The 14,529-nt window shown below is 66.7% G+C and carries 15 protein-coding genes; 13 read left to right on the top strand and 2 right to left on the bottom strand.

The window, feature by feature from the left end; translation table 11 throughout:
* The first annotated feature begins 36 nt into the window (after positions 1–36).
* From ACIBK2_RS18955 to ACIBK2_RS18925, 7 genes are all read left to right on the top strand, one after another.
* Positions 37–351: a hypothetical protein gene (locus ACIBK2_RS18955; RefSeq protein ID WP_357378324.1), complete on the top strand. Its 315-nt coding sequence runs from the start codon at positions 37–39 to the stop codon at positions 349–351.
* 147 nt (positions 352–498) lie between these two features.
* Positions 499–2,064, top strand: a complete 1,566-nt coding sequence (ffh, locus tag ACIBK2_RS18950) for a signal recognition particle protein (RefSeq protein WP_396968831.1) — start codon at positions 499–501, stop codon at positions 2,062–2,064.
* Positions 2,065–2,558: 494 nt separating this feature from the next.
* Positions 2,559–3,488 (top strand): LysR family transcriptional regulator, encoded by a 930-nt coding sequence (locus tag ACIBK2_RS18945; RefSeq protein ID WP_396968830.1) that lies wholly within the window; start codon positions 2,559–2,561, stop codon positions 3,486–3,488.
* 368 nt (positions 3,489–3,856) lie between these two features.
* The gene (locus ACIBK2_RS18940; RefSeq protein WP_396968829.1) at positions 3,857–4,996 is read left to right on the top strand and encodes an amidohydrolase family protein; all 1,140 of its coding nucleotides are present in this window, start codon (positions 3,857–3,859) and stop codon (positions 4,994–4,996) included.
* Between the two features lie 191 nt (positions 4,997–5,187).
* The gene (locus ACIBK2_RS18935) at positions 5,188–6,171 is read left to right on the top strand and encodes an LLM class F420-dependent oxidoreductase (protein ID WP_396968828.1); all 984 of its coding nucleotides are present in this window, start codon (positions 5,188–5,190) and stop codon (positions 6,169–6,171) included.
* Positions 6,172–6,232: 61 nt separating this feature from the next.
* The gene (locus ACIBK2_RS18930) at positions 6,233–6,976 is read left to right on the top strand and encodes a class I SAM-dependent methyltransferase (protein WP_396968827.1); all 744 of its coding nucleotides are present in this window, start codon (positions 6,233–6,235) and stop codon (positions 6,974–6,976) included.
* 67 nt (positions 6,977–7,043) lie between these two features.
* Positions 7,044–7,601: a dihydrofolate reductase family protein gene (locus ACIBK2_RS18925; protein ID WP_396968826.1), complete on the top strand. Its 558-nt coding sequence runs from the start codon at positions 7,044–7,046 to the stop codon at positions 7,599–7,601.
* 146 nt (positions 7,602–7,747) lie between these two features.
* On the opposite strand, the gene ACIBK2_RS18920 is transcribed toward ACIBK2_RS18925, so the two are convergent.
* On the bottom strand, positions 7,748–7,900 hold the full coding sequence (locus ACIBK2_RS18920; protein ID WP_396968825.1) for a hypothetical protein: 153 nt from the start codon (positions 7,898–7,900) through the stop codon (positions 7,748–7,750).
* 228 nt (positions 7,901–8,128) lie between these two features.
* Between ACIBK2_RS18920 and rpsP the strand changes: the two genes are divergently transcribed.
* From rpsP to trmD, 4 genes are all read left to right on the top strand, one after another.
* Complete coding sequence (gene rpsP, locus ACIBK2_RS18915) at positions 8,129–8,569, top strand: 30S ribosomal protein S16 (RefSeq protein WP_396968824.1); 441 nt, start codon at positions 8,129–8,131, stop codon at positions 8,567–8,569.
* 82 nt (positions 8,570–8,651) lie between these two features.
* Positions 8,652–8,894, top strand: a complete 243-nt coding sequence (locus ACIBK2_RS18910; protein ID WP_011210690.1) for an RNA-binding protein — start codon at positions 8,652–8,654, stop codon at positions 8,892–8,894.
* The gene (gene rimM, locus ACIBK2_RS18905) at positions 8,895–9,419 is read left to right on the top strand and encodes a ribosome maturation factor RimM (RefSeq protein ID WP_396968823.1); all 525 of its coding nucleotides are present in this window, start codon (positions 8,895–8,897) and stop codon (positions 9,417–9,419) included.
* Between the two features lie 46 nt (positions 9,420–9,465).
* Positions 9,466–10,152, top strand: a complete 687-nt coding sequence (gene trmD, locus ACIBK2_RS18900) for a tRNA (guanosine(37)-N1)-methyltransferase TrmD (RefSeq protein WP_396968822.1) — start codon at positions 9,466–9,468, stop codon at positions 10,150–10,152.
* 80 nt (positions 10,153–10,232) lie between these two features.
* On the opposite strand, the gene ACIBK2_RS18895 is transcribed toward trmD, so the two are convergent.
* On the bottom strand, positions 10,233–11,084 hold the full coding sequence (locus tag ACIBK2_RS18895; protein WP_396968821.1) for a LuxR C-terminal-related transcriptional regulator: 852 nt from the start codon (positions 11,082–11,084) through the stop codon (positions 10,233–10,235).
* Between the two features lie 166 nt (positions 11,085–11,250).
* Here ACIBK2_RS18895 and ACIBK2_RS18890 point away from each other — a divergent pair, with 166 nt between their 5' ends.
* Together ACIBK2_RS18890 and ACIBK2_RS18885 are read left to right on the top strand one after the other, a co-directional pair.
* Positions 11,251–12,873, top strand: coding sequence for an AMP-binding protein (locus ACIBK2_RS18890; RefSeq protein WP_396968820.1), 1,623 nt, complete (start codon positions 11,251–11,253; stop codon positions 12,871–12,873).
* Complete coding sequence (locus ACIBK2_RS18885; protein ID WP_396968819.1) at positions 12,873–14,498, top strand: AMP-binding protein; 1,626 nt, start codon at positions 12,873–12,875, stop codon at positions 14,496–14,498. The genes ACIBK2_RS18890 and ACIBK2_RS18885 overlap by 1 nt, the downstream gene beginning before the upstream one ends.
* Positions 14,499–14,529: the final 31 nt, after the last annotated feature.

Genomic DNA, 14,529 nt, shown 5'->3' with positions numbered 1-14,529 from the left:
GCGTCTGGCTATCGCTAGCATGAGGGGAGCACGTCGGTGGCAATTGAAGTTGTTTCGGCGTCGATGATGACGAGCGACGAAACCACGCACATGGCGCGGTGCGTCGGCGGGGATCGCTGGGTTGTTTCCTGGCTACCGGGTCGGACACTGACCGGACAACAGGCTGTGACCGCCATGACTATCGCCTCCACGGTCGCCAACTCACGCATCCCCACCACCACGGAATGGGCCATCCTCGACGACCTGGCACTCGAGCTGGGACTGACCGCGCGCGAGGCGGTATACATGGTGGCCAAGGAGAATCACGACTACCGCAAGACGGCCAAACCGCGTCGCCGTTCGCTCGAATAAGACCGGCTGTCAGCGCGGGAAATCCGGCGACCGGGCAGCGAAATGCCCCGGTCGCTTTTCCGTGCGTTCATCCCCGTGCGCAGAACTGTCGGCTATCCCATTACCCTGGGAGGCAATTGACGTCCCCCGAGATCAGGAGCGCGATCGGTGTTCGAATCCCTGTCCGACCGGCTTACCGGTGCCCTCAAGGATCTGCGTGGTAAGGGGCGTCTGTCACCGGCCGACATCGACGCCACCTGTCGCGAGATCCGGCTTGCCCTGCTCGAAGCCGACGTCGCGCTGCCGGTGGTGCGTGGTTTCATCGCCCGAATCAAGGAGCGCGCCAAGGGCGCCGAGGTCTCCGCTGCGCTGAATCCTGCGCAACAGGTTGTCAAGATCGTCAACGAGGAACTCGTCGGGATCCTCGGCGGCGAGACCCGTCGGCTGACCCTGGCCAAGAACCCGCCGACCGTGATCATGCTCGCCGGTCTGCAGGGTGCCGGTAAGACGACCCTCGCGGGCAAGCTCGCCAAATGGCTGAAGGGACAAGGACATCAGCCGTTGCTGGTGGCCTGCGACCTGCAGCGGCCCGGCGCTGTCACACAGCTGCAGGTGGTCGGCGAGCGTGCGGGCGTGCCCGTGTTCGCGCCACACGGCGGCACCTCCATCGGTGGCGGCGACAACGCGCTCGGTGTCTCGGCCGCCGACCCGATCGAGGTCGCCCGCGGCGGTATCGAAGAGGCCCGAGCCAAGCAGTACGACGTGGTCATCGTCGACACCGCCGGTCGCCTCGGCATCGACGAAGAACTGATGCGCCAGGCCGCGGGCATCCGTGACGCCGTGCAGCCGGACGAGACGCTGTTCGTGCTCGACGCGATGATCGGTCAGGACGCGGTCGCCACCGCTCAGGCCTTCCGCGACGGCGTCGGCTTCACCGGTGTCGTGCTCACCAAGCTCGACGGCGACGCCCGCGGTGGTGCCGCGCTGTCGGTGCGCGAGGTGACCGGCGCGCCGATCATGTTCGCGTCCACCGGTGAGAAGCTCGAAGACTTCGACGTCTTCCACCCGGACCGGATGGCCAGCCGCATCCTCGGCATGGGCGACGTGCTCAGCCTGATCGAGCAGGCCGAGCAGATCTACGACCAGGAACAGGCCGAGGAAGCCGCCCGCAAGATCGGCAGCGGCGAGATGACGCTCGAGGACTTCCTCGATCAGATGCTCGCCATCCGCAAGATGGGCCCCATCGGCAACCTGCTCGGCATGCTGCCCGGCGCCGGTCAGATGAAAGACGCGCTCGCCGCCGTCGACGACAAGTCGCTGGATCGAGTGCAGGCCATCATCCGCGGCATGACGCCCGCCGAACGGGACAACCCGAAGATCATCAATGCCTCCCGCCGCCTGCGCATCGCCAACGGTTCCGGTGTGCAGGTCTCCGAGGTCAACCAGCTCGTCGACCGCTTCTTCGAAGCCAAGAAGATGATGGCCATGATGGGCCGCCAGATGGGCATGCCCGGCTCCCGCCGGTCCAACAACAAAAAAGGCAAGAAGGGCAAGAAGGGCGGCCGCGGCCCCACCCCGCCGAAGGTGCGCGGTGGTCTGCCCGGTATGCCCGCGGGAATGCCAGGACTGCCCGCCGGCATGCCGGACATCTCGAACATGCCCGCCGGCCTGGACCAGCTGCCGCCCGGTCTCGAAGGTTTCGACCTCTCGAAGTTGAAGTTCCCCAAGAAGTAGACCGACCTGTTGCGCCGCGCACGAATTCGCTAGTTGATTCGTGCGCGGCGCGCGGTTTTGTTCGCGGCGGCCTGGACCAGCTCCCTCCCGGTCTCGAAGGTTCGACCTCTCGAAGCTGAAGTTCCCAAGAAGTAGACCCGTCGCGCGGAACTTGTTGCGCCGCGCATGAATTCGCTGGCTGATTAATTCGCGGCGGCTGATTTCGTGCGCGGCGGCGTTTCGGGGGTCAGGGCCTGACGAGTCGGCGTTCGATAGTTTCCAGCCAGACAGTGAAGGTGCCGCAGACGCAGTGGGTGTAGACGACGACGCCCTCCGAGGTTCGGTGGCTCGACACGATGGCGCTCGGCTGATCGATCGGCCGGCCGCACTGTCGGCAGCCAGGGTGGTCAGCGGGTTCGGTCTGCGGTGCGGAAGCGGTCATACCTCGAATGGTTGCCGGAGTTGACGTTCGAATCCATCAAAAGATTTCGTACTTGATCGTGTTGAATTAGTGCATGATCGACCCTCGCCTGCACACCCTGCGGCTGCTGCGTGAACACGGAACGGTGACCGCCGCCGCGGCCGCGCTGCACTTGACACCCTCCACGGTGTCTCAGCAATTGCGTTTGCTCGCAAAGGAACTCGACGTGCAACTGCTGGAGCAGATCGGCCGCCGGGTCCGACTGACCTCCGCCGCGCACACCCTGCTCCGGCACGCCGACGAACTGTTCGCGCAAGCCGAGCGGGCCAGGGCCGAACTCGCCGCCCACCGCACCGGCATCACCGGTGTACTGCGGATCAGCGCCATGCCGACCGCGCTCGTCGCGCTGGTCGCCCCCGCCGCGGCCCGGTTACGCGACGCCAACCCACTGCTGACGATAGAGATGAGCGAGGACGAAAGCAGACACTGCTTCGACCTGTTACTCACCGGCGACAGCGATATCGGCGTCCTGATCCCGACGTCAGGCGGCCCCGCCCCCGACGACGCTCGCTTCGAGCAACGCCAGCTCATCGACGAGCCGCAAGACCTACTGGTCCCGGCGGGTCACCGCCTTGCCGAATGCCGCAGCGTCGCCCTGGCCGAGGCCGCCGAGGAACCCTGGGTCGGCGCCCCGGAGCGAGTCGCCCACTGCCAACTCCAGCTAGGCGCCTGCGCCGCAGCCGGTTTCATGCCCCGCATCACTCAACGCGGCGTCGACTGGATCGGCATCTCCGCAATGGTCGCCCACGGCTTCGGCGTAAGCCTGATCCCCCGCCTGGCCACCCTCCCCACCGACCACGCTGTCGTCCGCGTCCCCCTACACGGCGACTCAGCCCCCACCCGCCGCCACATCATCTGCATCCGCCGAGGCAGCGCCGCCCAACCAGCCATCGCGGCAGGCCTCACCGCGATCCGCGAAGTCTGCCAGGAACGCGACGACGTCACCCTGGTCGACATCGGCTAGTCAGTCACCCCCGAGCTTCCCGCGCGCGTTGTGTTCTGCTGCGCACGAGTTCGCCAGCGGTTTCGTGCGCGGCGGGAGAATCGCTGCGCGGCGTGATGGCTTTTTGCCGCGGTCGGGGCTGCTGTCAGCGTGACGGCGTCGCGCTGGTTGAGGCGGACTGCGGGCTGAATTGAGTTCCCGCGCGGGTTCTGTTCTGCTGCGCACGAGTTCGCCAGCGGTTTCGTGCGCGGCGGGGGAATGTGTCTGCGGCGTGGTGCCGGCCTGCGGCCGATCGGAGGTCTGCCGCACCCAGGCAACGATCTGTGGCGGGGTGGTCACTACGTCGCCGGTAGTCCTCGGGTGGGCCTGGTGCGTGACGGTCAGGGGGGATGGACGTTAGGTTGGTGGGAGCCGACGACGTCCAGGAGGTTTCTGTGCATCTGCGTGGTGTGGTTCTCCCTGGTGAGGAAGCCCGCGATCTTTGGGTGCGGGATGGGTTGGTGTCGTTCGAGCCTGTTCCTGGCGCCGAAACACTTTGTCGCACAGGGTGGATCGTGCCGGGACTGGTCGATGCGCACTGTCATGTCGGGATTCGGTATGGCGGGGGAGACGAGGATCGGGACGGGGCTATCGCGCAGGCCGAGACCGAACGGGACGTCGGTGCGCTGCTGTTGCGTGATGCCGGGTCGCCGATCGACACCAGGTTCATCGACGATCACGAGGAACTGCCGCGGATCATCCGCGCGGGTCGTCATATCGCCCGTCCCCGCCGATACATCCGCGAGCTAGGTATCGAGCTCGACGACGAACGCGACCTGCCGGAGATCATCGCCGAACAGGCCCGGTTCGGCGATGGTTGGGTGAAGATCGTCGGCGATTGGATCGATCGCTCCGTCGGCGACCTGCGTCCACTCTGGAGCGACGCCATCCTCAAGGAGGCCATCGACGCCGCCCACGCCAACGGCGCCCGCGTCACCGCACACGTATTCGGCGAGGACGCGCTGCCTGGCCTGATCGACGCGGGCATCGACTGCCTCGAACACGGCACCGGCCTCACCGACGACACCATCGAGATGATGGTGGAACACGGCACCGCCCTCGTACCGACCCTCGTCAACATCGACACCTTCCCCGAAATCGCCGACAGCGCAGGAAAATTCCCCACCTACGCCGCCCACATGCGCGACCTGCACCGCCGCGTCCGCACCACCGTCGCCAACGCCAACGACGCGGGCGTCCCCATCTTCGCCGGCACCGACGCGGGCGGCTCCATCCGTCACGGCCGCATCGCCGACGAGATCACCGCCTTGTCCGGCGCGGGCCTATCCCCGCACGACGCCCTCGGCGCCGCGTCCTGGAACGCCCGAACCTGGCTCGGCCGCCCCAGCATCGAACCCGGCGCTCCGGCGGATTTCGTTGTCTACCAGGAAGACCCGCGCATCAACCCCGAGGTACTGAACACCCCCTACGCCGTCGTCCTCCGTGGCCGCCTCTACGCGCACCACGACCCCGTCACCGGCCACCGTTAGCGCGGTTACCTTCCAACGACTACCCGCGATCGACCGTATTGCCAAAGATCTGCACTCTGTCTCGGGATCTGCACTGAGAATAGAGCCCTATTCTCAGTGCAGATCCCGAGTGAGGGTGCAGACGTTGCCGAGTTCGGCTGAGTGCGGTCGTGTCGGCGGGTGGATCGTGGGCGCGCGTATCGTCGGGCGGTATGAGCATTCGTCTCGGTTATCAGATGCCCAACTTCAGCTATGGACAGCCGGTTTCCGAGCTGTTCCCGACGGTGGTCGCGCAGGCCAGGGAGGCCGAGGCGGCGGGGTTCGACACTGTGTTCGTGATGGATCATTTTTATCAGTTGCCGGGGATCGGGACGCCGGAAGATCCGATGCTGGAGTCCTACACGACGTTGTCCGGGATCGCGGCGTCGACTGAGCGAATTCAGTTGTCCGCCTTGGTGACCGGCAATACCTACCGCAATCCGGCGATGCTCGCGAAGACTGTCACCACGCTCGACCTGGTCAGCGCGGGGCGCGCGATTCTCGGCATCGGGGCGGGCTGGTTCGAGTTGGAGCACAAGTCGTTCGGTTTCGAATTCGGCACCTTCACCGATCGTTTCGAGCGCCTCGACGAGGCCTTGCAGATCATCAAGCCGATGCTGCGCGGGGAGCACGCCACCTTCGACGGCAAGTGGTACCACACCGAGAATGCCATCAACGAGCCTCGTTTGCGCGACGATCTGCCGATCATGCTCGGCGGCGCGGGCGAGAAGAAGACCTTCGCGTTGGCCGCCCGCTACGCCGACCATCTCAACATCATCTGCAACGCCTCGGAACTGCCGCAGAAGATCGCGGCCCTGCACCAGCGCTGCGCCGAGGTCGATCGCGATCCGGCCACCCTGGAGGTCAGTTACCTGTGCTTCCTGATGGTCGACGAGGACGGCGATCAGGCTCGCAAGGAGCAGCGGGACATGTTGCGGGGCATCGGCGTCGACGTGGACAACCTCTCCGAGGAGGAACGCAAGCAGAGCATCGCGGACCGCCAATTCGTCGGTGCGCCAGACGAAGTCGCCGAGCAGTTGCAGACCAGGGTGCTCGACCACGGCGTGCAGGGCATCATCGTCAACATGATCACCAACGGCCACCAGCCGGGCGCGGTCGATCTCGCCGGACGCACCCTCGCTCCGCTGGTCCGCTGAGCATTCGAGCCCTGAAAAGTGTTGGGGCGCGAAATTTCTCGAGCTCGATAGAATCGGCCTTGTGACGGCGAACACAGCGCGGCGGGCGTCCTACGGCTTCGACGCGCCACCCATCATGCTCATGCTCGGTGTCCTCGCGGTCGGCTTCCTGGTCGCCGCGATCGCCAATGCGCTGGTCGGCAATACCGTACCGGCGTGGGTGACGTTCCTGGTCGGCCTCGCCATGGCCGCGCAGTTCGGACTGTTCCTGCACGCCACCAGGCGCGGCAAGTTCCGCGCCTGGGACGGCCTGCTCGACGACCTCGCCCTGCGCGGCGACGAACGCCTGCTCGACCTGGGCTGCGGCCGTGGCGCGGTGCTGCTCGCCGCCGCGAAACGGCTGCCCGAGGGACGTGCGGTCGGCATCGACCTGTGGCGCTCGGTCGACCAATCGGGCAACAGCCTCGCCACCACCGAGCGCAACGCCGTCGCCGAAAACGTCGCCGACCGAATCGAATTGCACACCGGAAACATGACCGCGTTGCCGTTCCGCAACGGCGAATTCGACGTGATCGTCTCCAGCCTCGCCATCCACAACATCAAAGCCTCCGCGGGCCGCGCCGCCGCGGTGCGCGAGGCGCTGCGCGTGCTGCGGCCCGGCGGGCACCTCGTGCTGGTCGATATCGGCCGGACCGGCGAATACGAGACCACCCTCACCGCCAATGGCGCACAGACCCTCACCGCGCGTTCACTCGGCTGGCAACTGTGGTGGGGCGGGCCGTGGACGCAGACCCACGCCCTCACCGCCGCGGCACCGGGCGTATGAGACACCGATGAATTCGGTTGGTGTGGCACGTCTTCAGTAGGAGAGATTTCCGACTGAAGGAGCGACGATGCGGGATCTGGTAGTCACCGAGAACATCACTCTGGACGGCGTGATCGAAGCCGCGGAGTGGTTCAACGTGGCCAACGCCGAGGGGCTGGATCAGTCCGACCTCAACGAGGTGTTGAGCGCGCACATGGCGAGCTCCGACGCGGTGTTGTTCGGGCGGGTCTCCTTCGAGCAGATGCGTGGGTACTGGCCGAACCAGACCAACGACACCAGCGGCGTTACCGACCACCTGAACAATGCCACGAAATACGTTGTGTCCAGCACGCTCGAGGACCCCGAGTGGGCGAACACGGTGATCCTGCGCGGCATCGATGAGGTCCGCGCGGTGCGGGACCAGCCGGGCAAGGACATAGTCGCGACCGGCAGCATCCAGTTGGTCCATGCCCTGATCGCCGCTGACCTCGTCGACGAGTACCGGCTTTTCGTCTACCCAGTCGTCCAGGGCGCGGGCAAGCGGTTGTTCGCCGAGGGCCTCGAGATTCCGGTGCTACAACTCGTCGAGACCCGTCCGTTCAAGTCCGGGGTGGTTCTGCTGCGTTACCGGCGGTCGTCGCGCTGACCCGTCTCCGCCGTAGACAGGTCATGCCGAGTTTCAGCAAACGGAGCTTCGCCACAGGCCGCGACCTCGATCCGAAACACCGAGTGGGCAGGCTGATGGTCCTAACCAGCTATCAATGCCCTGCTCGGCAGCTGACCTGAGCGTCCTCAGGTGAAGAGGTGCACGATCCCTGACAAGACCCCGCGCAGCACGCGGAACAGGCCGGTCGCGGCAAACTCGACGGCGACGTCAGTGCCCACATCGGCCGCGACCTCGCGGGCGGTGCTCTTATTACGCTTGCCGCGCCGGAAGATCCCCATGCCTCGTTTATAGCCGCGCGGCGCGGATTCGCAACGTGTTGGGCGGGCGATTTCAGGTGAACGTGGCCCATCTGGCAGAATGAACAACCGTCCTTCCGGACAAGTGTCAGCCCGTCTCCGGTTACGTACCGCGCGGCGGTCACACACTCCATGCGCTAAACCGGGCTCGCAGACCGTGCGGGTCGCTGAATTGCGCCGTGACCAACCTACGAAAGAGGCAGAACAAGCATGGCTGTTCGCATCAAGCTCACCCGCTTGGGCAAGATCCGCAACCCGCAGTACCGCATCGTCGTCGCCGACGCGCGCACCCGCCGGGACGGCCGGGCCATCGAGTCCATCGGCCTGTACCACCCGAAGGAAGAGCCGTCGCTCATCGAGATCGATTCCGAGCGCGCTCAGTACTGGCTTGGTGTCGGCGCGCAGCCGACCGAGCCCGTCCAGCGCCTGCTGGAGATCACCGGCGACTGGCAGAAGTTCAAGGGCCTGCCGGGCACCGAGGGCACCCTGAAGGTCAAGGCCGAGAAGACGTCCAAGCTGGACCTGTTCAACGCCGCGCTGGCCGCCGCCGACAACGGCCCCTCCGGCGAGGCCACCACCCCGAAGAAGAAGGCCGCCAAGAAGGAAGAGGCCGCCGCCGAGGCGCCCGCCGCTGCCGAGGCCGCTGAGTAACCGTGAGCGAGCGTAGCGAGCGAACCATAGGCGCAGCGCCAATGGCATTCGCGACGGAGCCGAGCGCCAGCGAGGCGCAGTCGTGAGTGCTGTCGTCGCCGATGCTGTCGAACATCTTGTTCGCGGCATCGTCGCGAATCCGGATGACGTCCGCGTCGAGCTGATCACCGGCCGCCGCGGACGCACCGTCGAGGTGCACGTGCACCCCGACGACCTGGGCAAGGTGATCGGTCGCGGCGGTCGTACCGCGACCGCGCTGCGCACCCTCGTCGCCGGTATCGGCGGCCGGGGTATCCGGGTCGACGTGGTCGACACCGATCAGTAGATGGAACTTGTCGTAGGACGGGTCGCCAAGTCGCACGGCGTGCGCGGTGAACTGGTCGTCGAGATACGTACCGACGAGCCGGACGTCCGGTTCGCGCCGGGCAGCAAGCTGCGCGGGCGGCTGGCCCGATCCAAGGAAGTCCGCGACTTCACCGTGGAGTCGGCCCGAGAGCACTCGGGCCGGCTTCTGGTGTTTCTCGCCGGCGTCGGCGACCGGGACTCGGCCGCCGCGCTGCGTGGCACGCTGTTCTTCGTCAACAGCGAGGATCTGCCGCCGGGCGACGACCCGGACGAGTACTACGACCACGAACTCGAGGGGCTGACCGTCCAGCTCGCCGACGCCACCGTGGTCGGCACCGTCAGCGAGGTGCTGCATTCCGCTGCGGGAGAACTGCTTTCGGTGAAAGCCGCCGACGACGGCCGGGAGATCCTGATCCCGTTCGTCAACGCCATCGTGCCCACCGTGTCGCTCGCGGACCGGCTGATCGTCATCGATCCGCCCGAAGGACTCCTCGACCCGGAGTAACTGGGTGGGCGTACCTACCCAATGTCCCGCAGATACGGGGGATCTCATGAAGCTCGACGTAGTCACGATCTTTCCGGAATACCTGGAACCACTGCGAACGGCGTTGCTCGGCAAGGCAATCGACAAGGGCCTGATCTCCCTCGACGTGCACGACCTGCGTGGCTGGACCCATGACGTGCACAAGTCCGTCGATGACTCGCCCTACGGCGGGGGACCGGGCATGGTCATGAAACCCACCGTCTGGGGCGACGCCCTCGACGAGGTCTGCCCCGACGACGCACTGCTCGTCGTCCCCACGCCCGCCGGCGTCCCGTTCACCCAGCAGACCGCGCACCGCTGGGCTACCGAAGATCACCTCGTCTTCGCGTGCGGCCGCTACGAAGGCATCGATCAACGCGTCTTCGACGACGCGGCCCGCCGAGTCCGCGTCGAAGAGGTCAGCATCGGCGACTATGTCCTGATCGGCGGCGAGGCAGCGGTCCTCGTCATGACCGAAGCCGTAGTCCGCCTACTCCCCGGCGTCCTCGGCAATCAACAATCCCACCAAGAGGATTCGTTCTCCGACGGCCTCCTCGAAGGCCCCAGCTACACCCGCCCCGTCACCTGGCGCGACCTCGAGGTCCCCCCGGTCCTGCTCTCCGGCGACCACGCCAAGGTAGCCACCTGGCGCCACGAACAATCCCTCGAACGCACCCGAACTCGCCGCCCGGACCTCCTCCCCGACGCGGACTGACCCCCGACTTGACGTACGAAAGGTGCTCGTGACGCAGGCTGCAACCTGCGTCACGAGCACCTTTCGTACGTCAAGTGTGTCTACGGGAGCAGGCCGTGGCGCCGGGCGGTGACGACGGCTTCGTGGCGGGAGTGGGCGTCGAGTTTGGTCATGGCGTTGCGGAGGTAGCTTTTGACGGTTTCCGGGGCGAGTGAGAGGCGTTGGGCGGCTTCGTGATTGGTGCAGCCGAGGGCGATCTGGGAGAGGACGTCCAGTTCGCGGCGGGAGAGGTGTGGAGCGTCGGGGAGCGGGTCGCCGACCATTACTCGGGACAGGCGCTCGCAGACGGTGTGCAGGCGACCGCGCAGCTGGTCGTCGCCGGCTGAGCGAGCCATGCCGCGGAGTTCGGCGTGGATGTCGCGCAGTTCCTCCGAGACAGCGGGGGCGGTGTCGGAGGTGGGGATGGTCGTTTCGAGCAGCCGTAGGCGGCGGTCGACCTCGTCGCGGATGGTGATTTCGGAAGCCAGGCGGCGACCGGCCTGCACCACTAGGTCCGCAGTCCGGTCGCCGAGGGGACTCGCGCTGCGGGTGGCGGCGTAGAGGACGGCCCGGGAGCGTTTGTCGACGACCACCGGCACCGCGACGATCGAGCGGAGTCCCTCGCCGGAGACCGGGCCGTCGTAGTGGTGGGTGATGCTGGAGGTGTTGACGTAGTCGGCGACCGAGGCGGGCCGCCCGGAATCCATCACCCGGCCGCCGAGGCCCGAGGTGCGGAGCACGGAAAGCCCGCGCAGCCCGTTGGTCAGCGTGCCGACGAATTCCGACAGCAACAGCGCGTCGTCGTGCACTTCGCCGCCGAACGCCACCGGCACCCCGGCCGTGCCCGCTACCCAGCGGATCTCGGCGCGCAACGCGTCCGCGTCGCGCGGCCGCAGCAGTGCGGTGTGGGTCATGACTCCACCTCGCTGGCGCTCGGCTCCGTCACGCCCCAAGGCGGGCTGCATCATGACTCCCTCGCTGCGCTCGGTCATGGGACTCACCCCTTTTCGGGGGTAGTAGCGGAATCGGTGTGACCCACATCCTATTGGGTGAGCTGGATCACGATGAGGAGTGGCGAAGATGGGTACCGACCTGAATCCCCGGGTGCGCGAACTGCTGGACATGTATGACCGGCCCGAGGCGTCCGCGGCGGATCTGCTGTGCGATCGGCATCCGTCGGACGGCATCGCTTTCACGATCGTGGAGCGCGATCTGTCGTCGATCGACCTCACCTACGGCGAACTGCGGGAGCGTTCGACTCGTTTCGCCACGGGATTGGCGGAACTCGGGATCAAGCGGGGTGACCGCGTCGCCACGTTGATGGCGAAGTCCACCGATCTGGTGGTGGCCTTGCTCGGGATCTGGCGTCTCGGGGCGGTGCATGTCCCGCTGTTCACCGCGTTCGCGCCGCCCGCCATCGCGTTCCGCCTGGAAGCGAGCGGCACCTCGATCGTCATCGCCGATGCCGACCAGGCGGCCAAGCTGGCCCCCGGCCCCGACATGCCCGCCGCCGCGACGTGGCAGGTCATCGTCAGTGGCGACGCACCCGAGGGCACGCTGGGCATGGTGGATCCGCAGGCCGACGACGCACCCCAGCAACCGGCGGTGGCGGTCGGCGGCGACGGGCTGCTGGTCGAGCTGTTCACCAGCGGCACCACCGGAACCCCGAAGGGCGTGCCGATTCCGTTGCGCGCGCTGGCGTCGTTCCAGGCGTACCAGGAGTTCGCGCTGGACGTCCGCGCGGACGATGTCTTCTGGAACGCGGCCGATCCCGGCTGGGCGTACGGCTTGTACTGGGCGATCATGGCCCCGCTGGCCAGCGGCGTCCGCAGCATTCTGTTGCACGCACCGTTCTCGCCGACGCTCACCTGGCAGGTGCTGGAACGTTTCGGCGTCACCAACTTCACCGCTGCCCCGACGGTGTACCGCGCACTCCGCGCCGACTCGGCGGCAGGGCCACTGCATGCCACGCTGCGCCGCGCCTCGTCGGCGGGGGAGCCGCTGACCCCCGAGGTCGTCGCCTGGTCGCGGGAGCATCTCGGCGTCGCCGTGCGCGACCACTACGGGCAGACCGAACACGGCATGCTCATCTGCAACTCCTGGCACGACGCGCTCGACGCCGACGTCCCCGCGGGCTCGATGGGCCGATCGCTGCCCGGCTGGACCTGTGCGGTGCTGTCCGACAACACCGACACCGTCGCGCCGACCGGTGAGCTCGGTCGCGTCGCCATCGACACCGAAAACAGTCCGCTGCTGTGGTTCCTCGGCTACCTCGACGCCCCGGAACGCACCGCCCAGCGCTACACCCCGGACGGCCGCTGGTATCTGACCGGCGACGCGGGCTCGCAGGACGAGAACGGTTTCTTCCGCTTCTCCGCCCGGGACGACGACGTGATCATCATGTCCGGCTACCGGATCGGCCCGTTCGAAGTGGAAAGCGTGCTCGTCCTGCACGACAAGGTCGCCGAGGCGGCCGTCGTCGGCATGCCGGACGAACTGCGCGGCGAGGTGCTGGAGGCCTTCGTGGTGTTGCGTGACAATTCCGCGATCGGTACCGCGCTCGAGGCCGAACTGCAGGATCTGGTGAAAAAGAAATTCGCCGCGCACGCCTACCCGCGCACGGTGCACTTCGTGACCGAGTTGCCGAAGACGCCGAGTGGCAAGGTGCAGCGCTTCGTGCTGCGGCAGAGGGGAAACAAGTGATGCCGAACCCGAGCTATGCGTCAGGCCCTTCGGACACCCCGCTACTAGGTGACACCATCGGTGGCAATCTCGACCGCACCGTTGCCACCTTCCCTGACCAGGAAGCGTTGGTAGACAAGCCGTCTGACCGCCGCTGGACCTACCGCGAGCTCGGCGCCGCGATAGACGCGCTGGCCACCGGACTCGCCGCACGCGGCATCGGGAAGGGGGACCGGGTCGGCGTCTGGGCGCCGAACTGCGCGGAGTGGTTCTTCGTCCAGTACGCGAGCGCGAAGATCGGCGCGATCCTGGTCAACATCAACCCCGCCTACCGCACCAACGAACTGGAATACGTGCTGCGCCAGGCGGGTGTGCGGGTGCTGGTCGCGGCGCCCGAGTTCAAGACATCGAACTATGTCGCGATGATCGATGAGGTCCGGCCGAACTGTCCCAAGCTGGAGCAGGTGCTGGTGCTCGGCACACCGGAGTGGGATGCCCTGGCGCAGACGGTGATCGATGCGGACCGCTTGGCCGCCGTCGCCGCCGAACTGTCCATCGACGACCCGATCAACATCCAATACACCTCGGGCACAACGGGTTTCCCCAAGGGGGCCACGCTGAGCCACCACAACATCCTGAACAACGGCTTCTTCGTCGGCGAGCTGTGCGGCTATACCGAAGTGGACCGGATCTGCGTGCCGGTGCCGTTCTATCACTGCTTCGGCATGGTGATGGGCAACCTGGCCAGCACGAGTCACGGTGCGACAGTGGTGATTCCGGCCCCGGCGTTCGATCCGAAAGCGACACTGGCCGCCGTCGAGTCCGAACGCTGCACCTCGCTCTACGGCGTGCCGACCATGTTCATCGCGCTGCTCACCGAATTGGATTCCGCCACACCGGATCTGTCCAGCCTGCGCACCGGCATCATGGCGGGCTCGCCGTGCCCCGTCGAGGTGATGAAGCGGGTGATCGACCGGCTCGGCATGCACGAGGTCTGCATCTGTTACGGCATGACCGAAACCTCGCCGGTCTCCACCCAGACCCGCCGCGACGACGGCATCGACCGGCGCACCGCCACCGTCGGCCGGGTCGGCCCGCACCTCGAGGTCAAAATCGTCGACCCCGCAACGGGTCTCACGGTGCCGCGCGGCGAGCCGGGCGAACTCTGCACCCGCGGCTACTCGGTGATGCTCGGCTACTGGAACGACGAGGCCAGGACCGCCGAGGCCATCGACACGGCCCAGTGGATGCACACCGGCGACATCGGCGTGATGGACGACGACGGCTATCTGGCGATCACCGGCCGGATCAAGGACATGGTCATTCGCGGCGGCGAGAACGTCTACCCGCGCGAGATCGAGGAATTCCTCTACACCCACCCCGACATCCTGGACGCCCAGGTGATCGGCGTGCCCGACCCGAAATACGGCGAGGAACTGATGGCCTGGGTCCGGATGCGCGAGGGCGCAACGCCGTTGGACGCCACCGCCGTCCGCGAGTTCTGTGCGGGCAAGCTGGCGCACTTCAAGATTCCACGTTATGTGCACGTGGTGGACGAGTTTCCGATGACCGTCACCGGCAAGATCCGCAAGGCCGAAATGCGCGAGCTGTCCCGTGCCCTCCTGGGGCTGCGTGACGAGACCTGATATCGGGTGCCCCGATTAATGTGGTCATGTG

It is taken from the genome of Nocardia sp. NPDC050175 (genome assembly GCF_044459885.1).
In the GTDB taxonomy this organism is placed as follows: domain Bacteria; phylum Actinomycetota; class Actinomycetes; order Mycobacteriales; family Mycobacteriaceae; genus Nocardia.
Note: the sequence above shows the minus strand (reverse complement) of the source record. Positions and strands in the feature narration are given on the sequence as shown.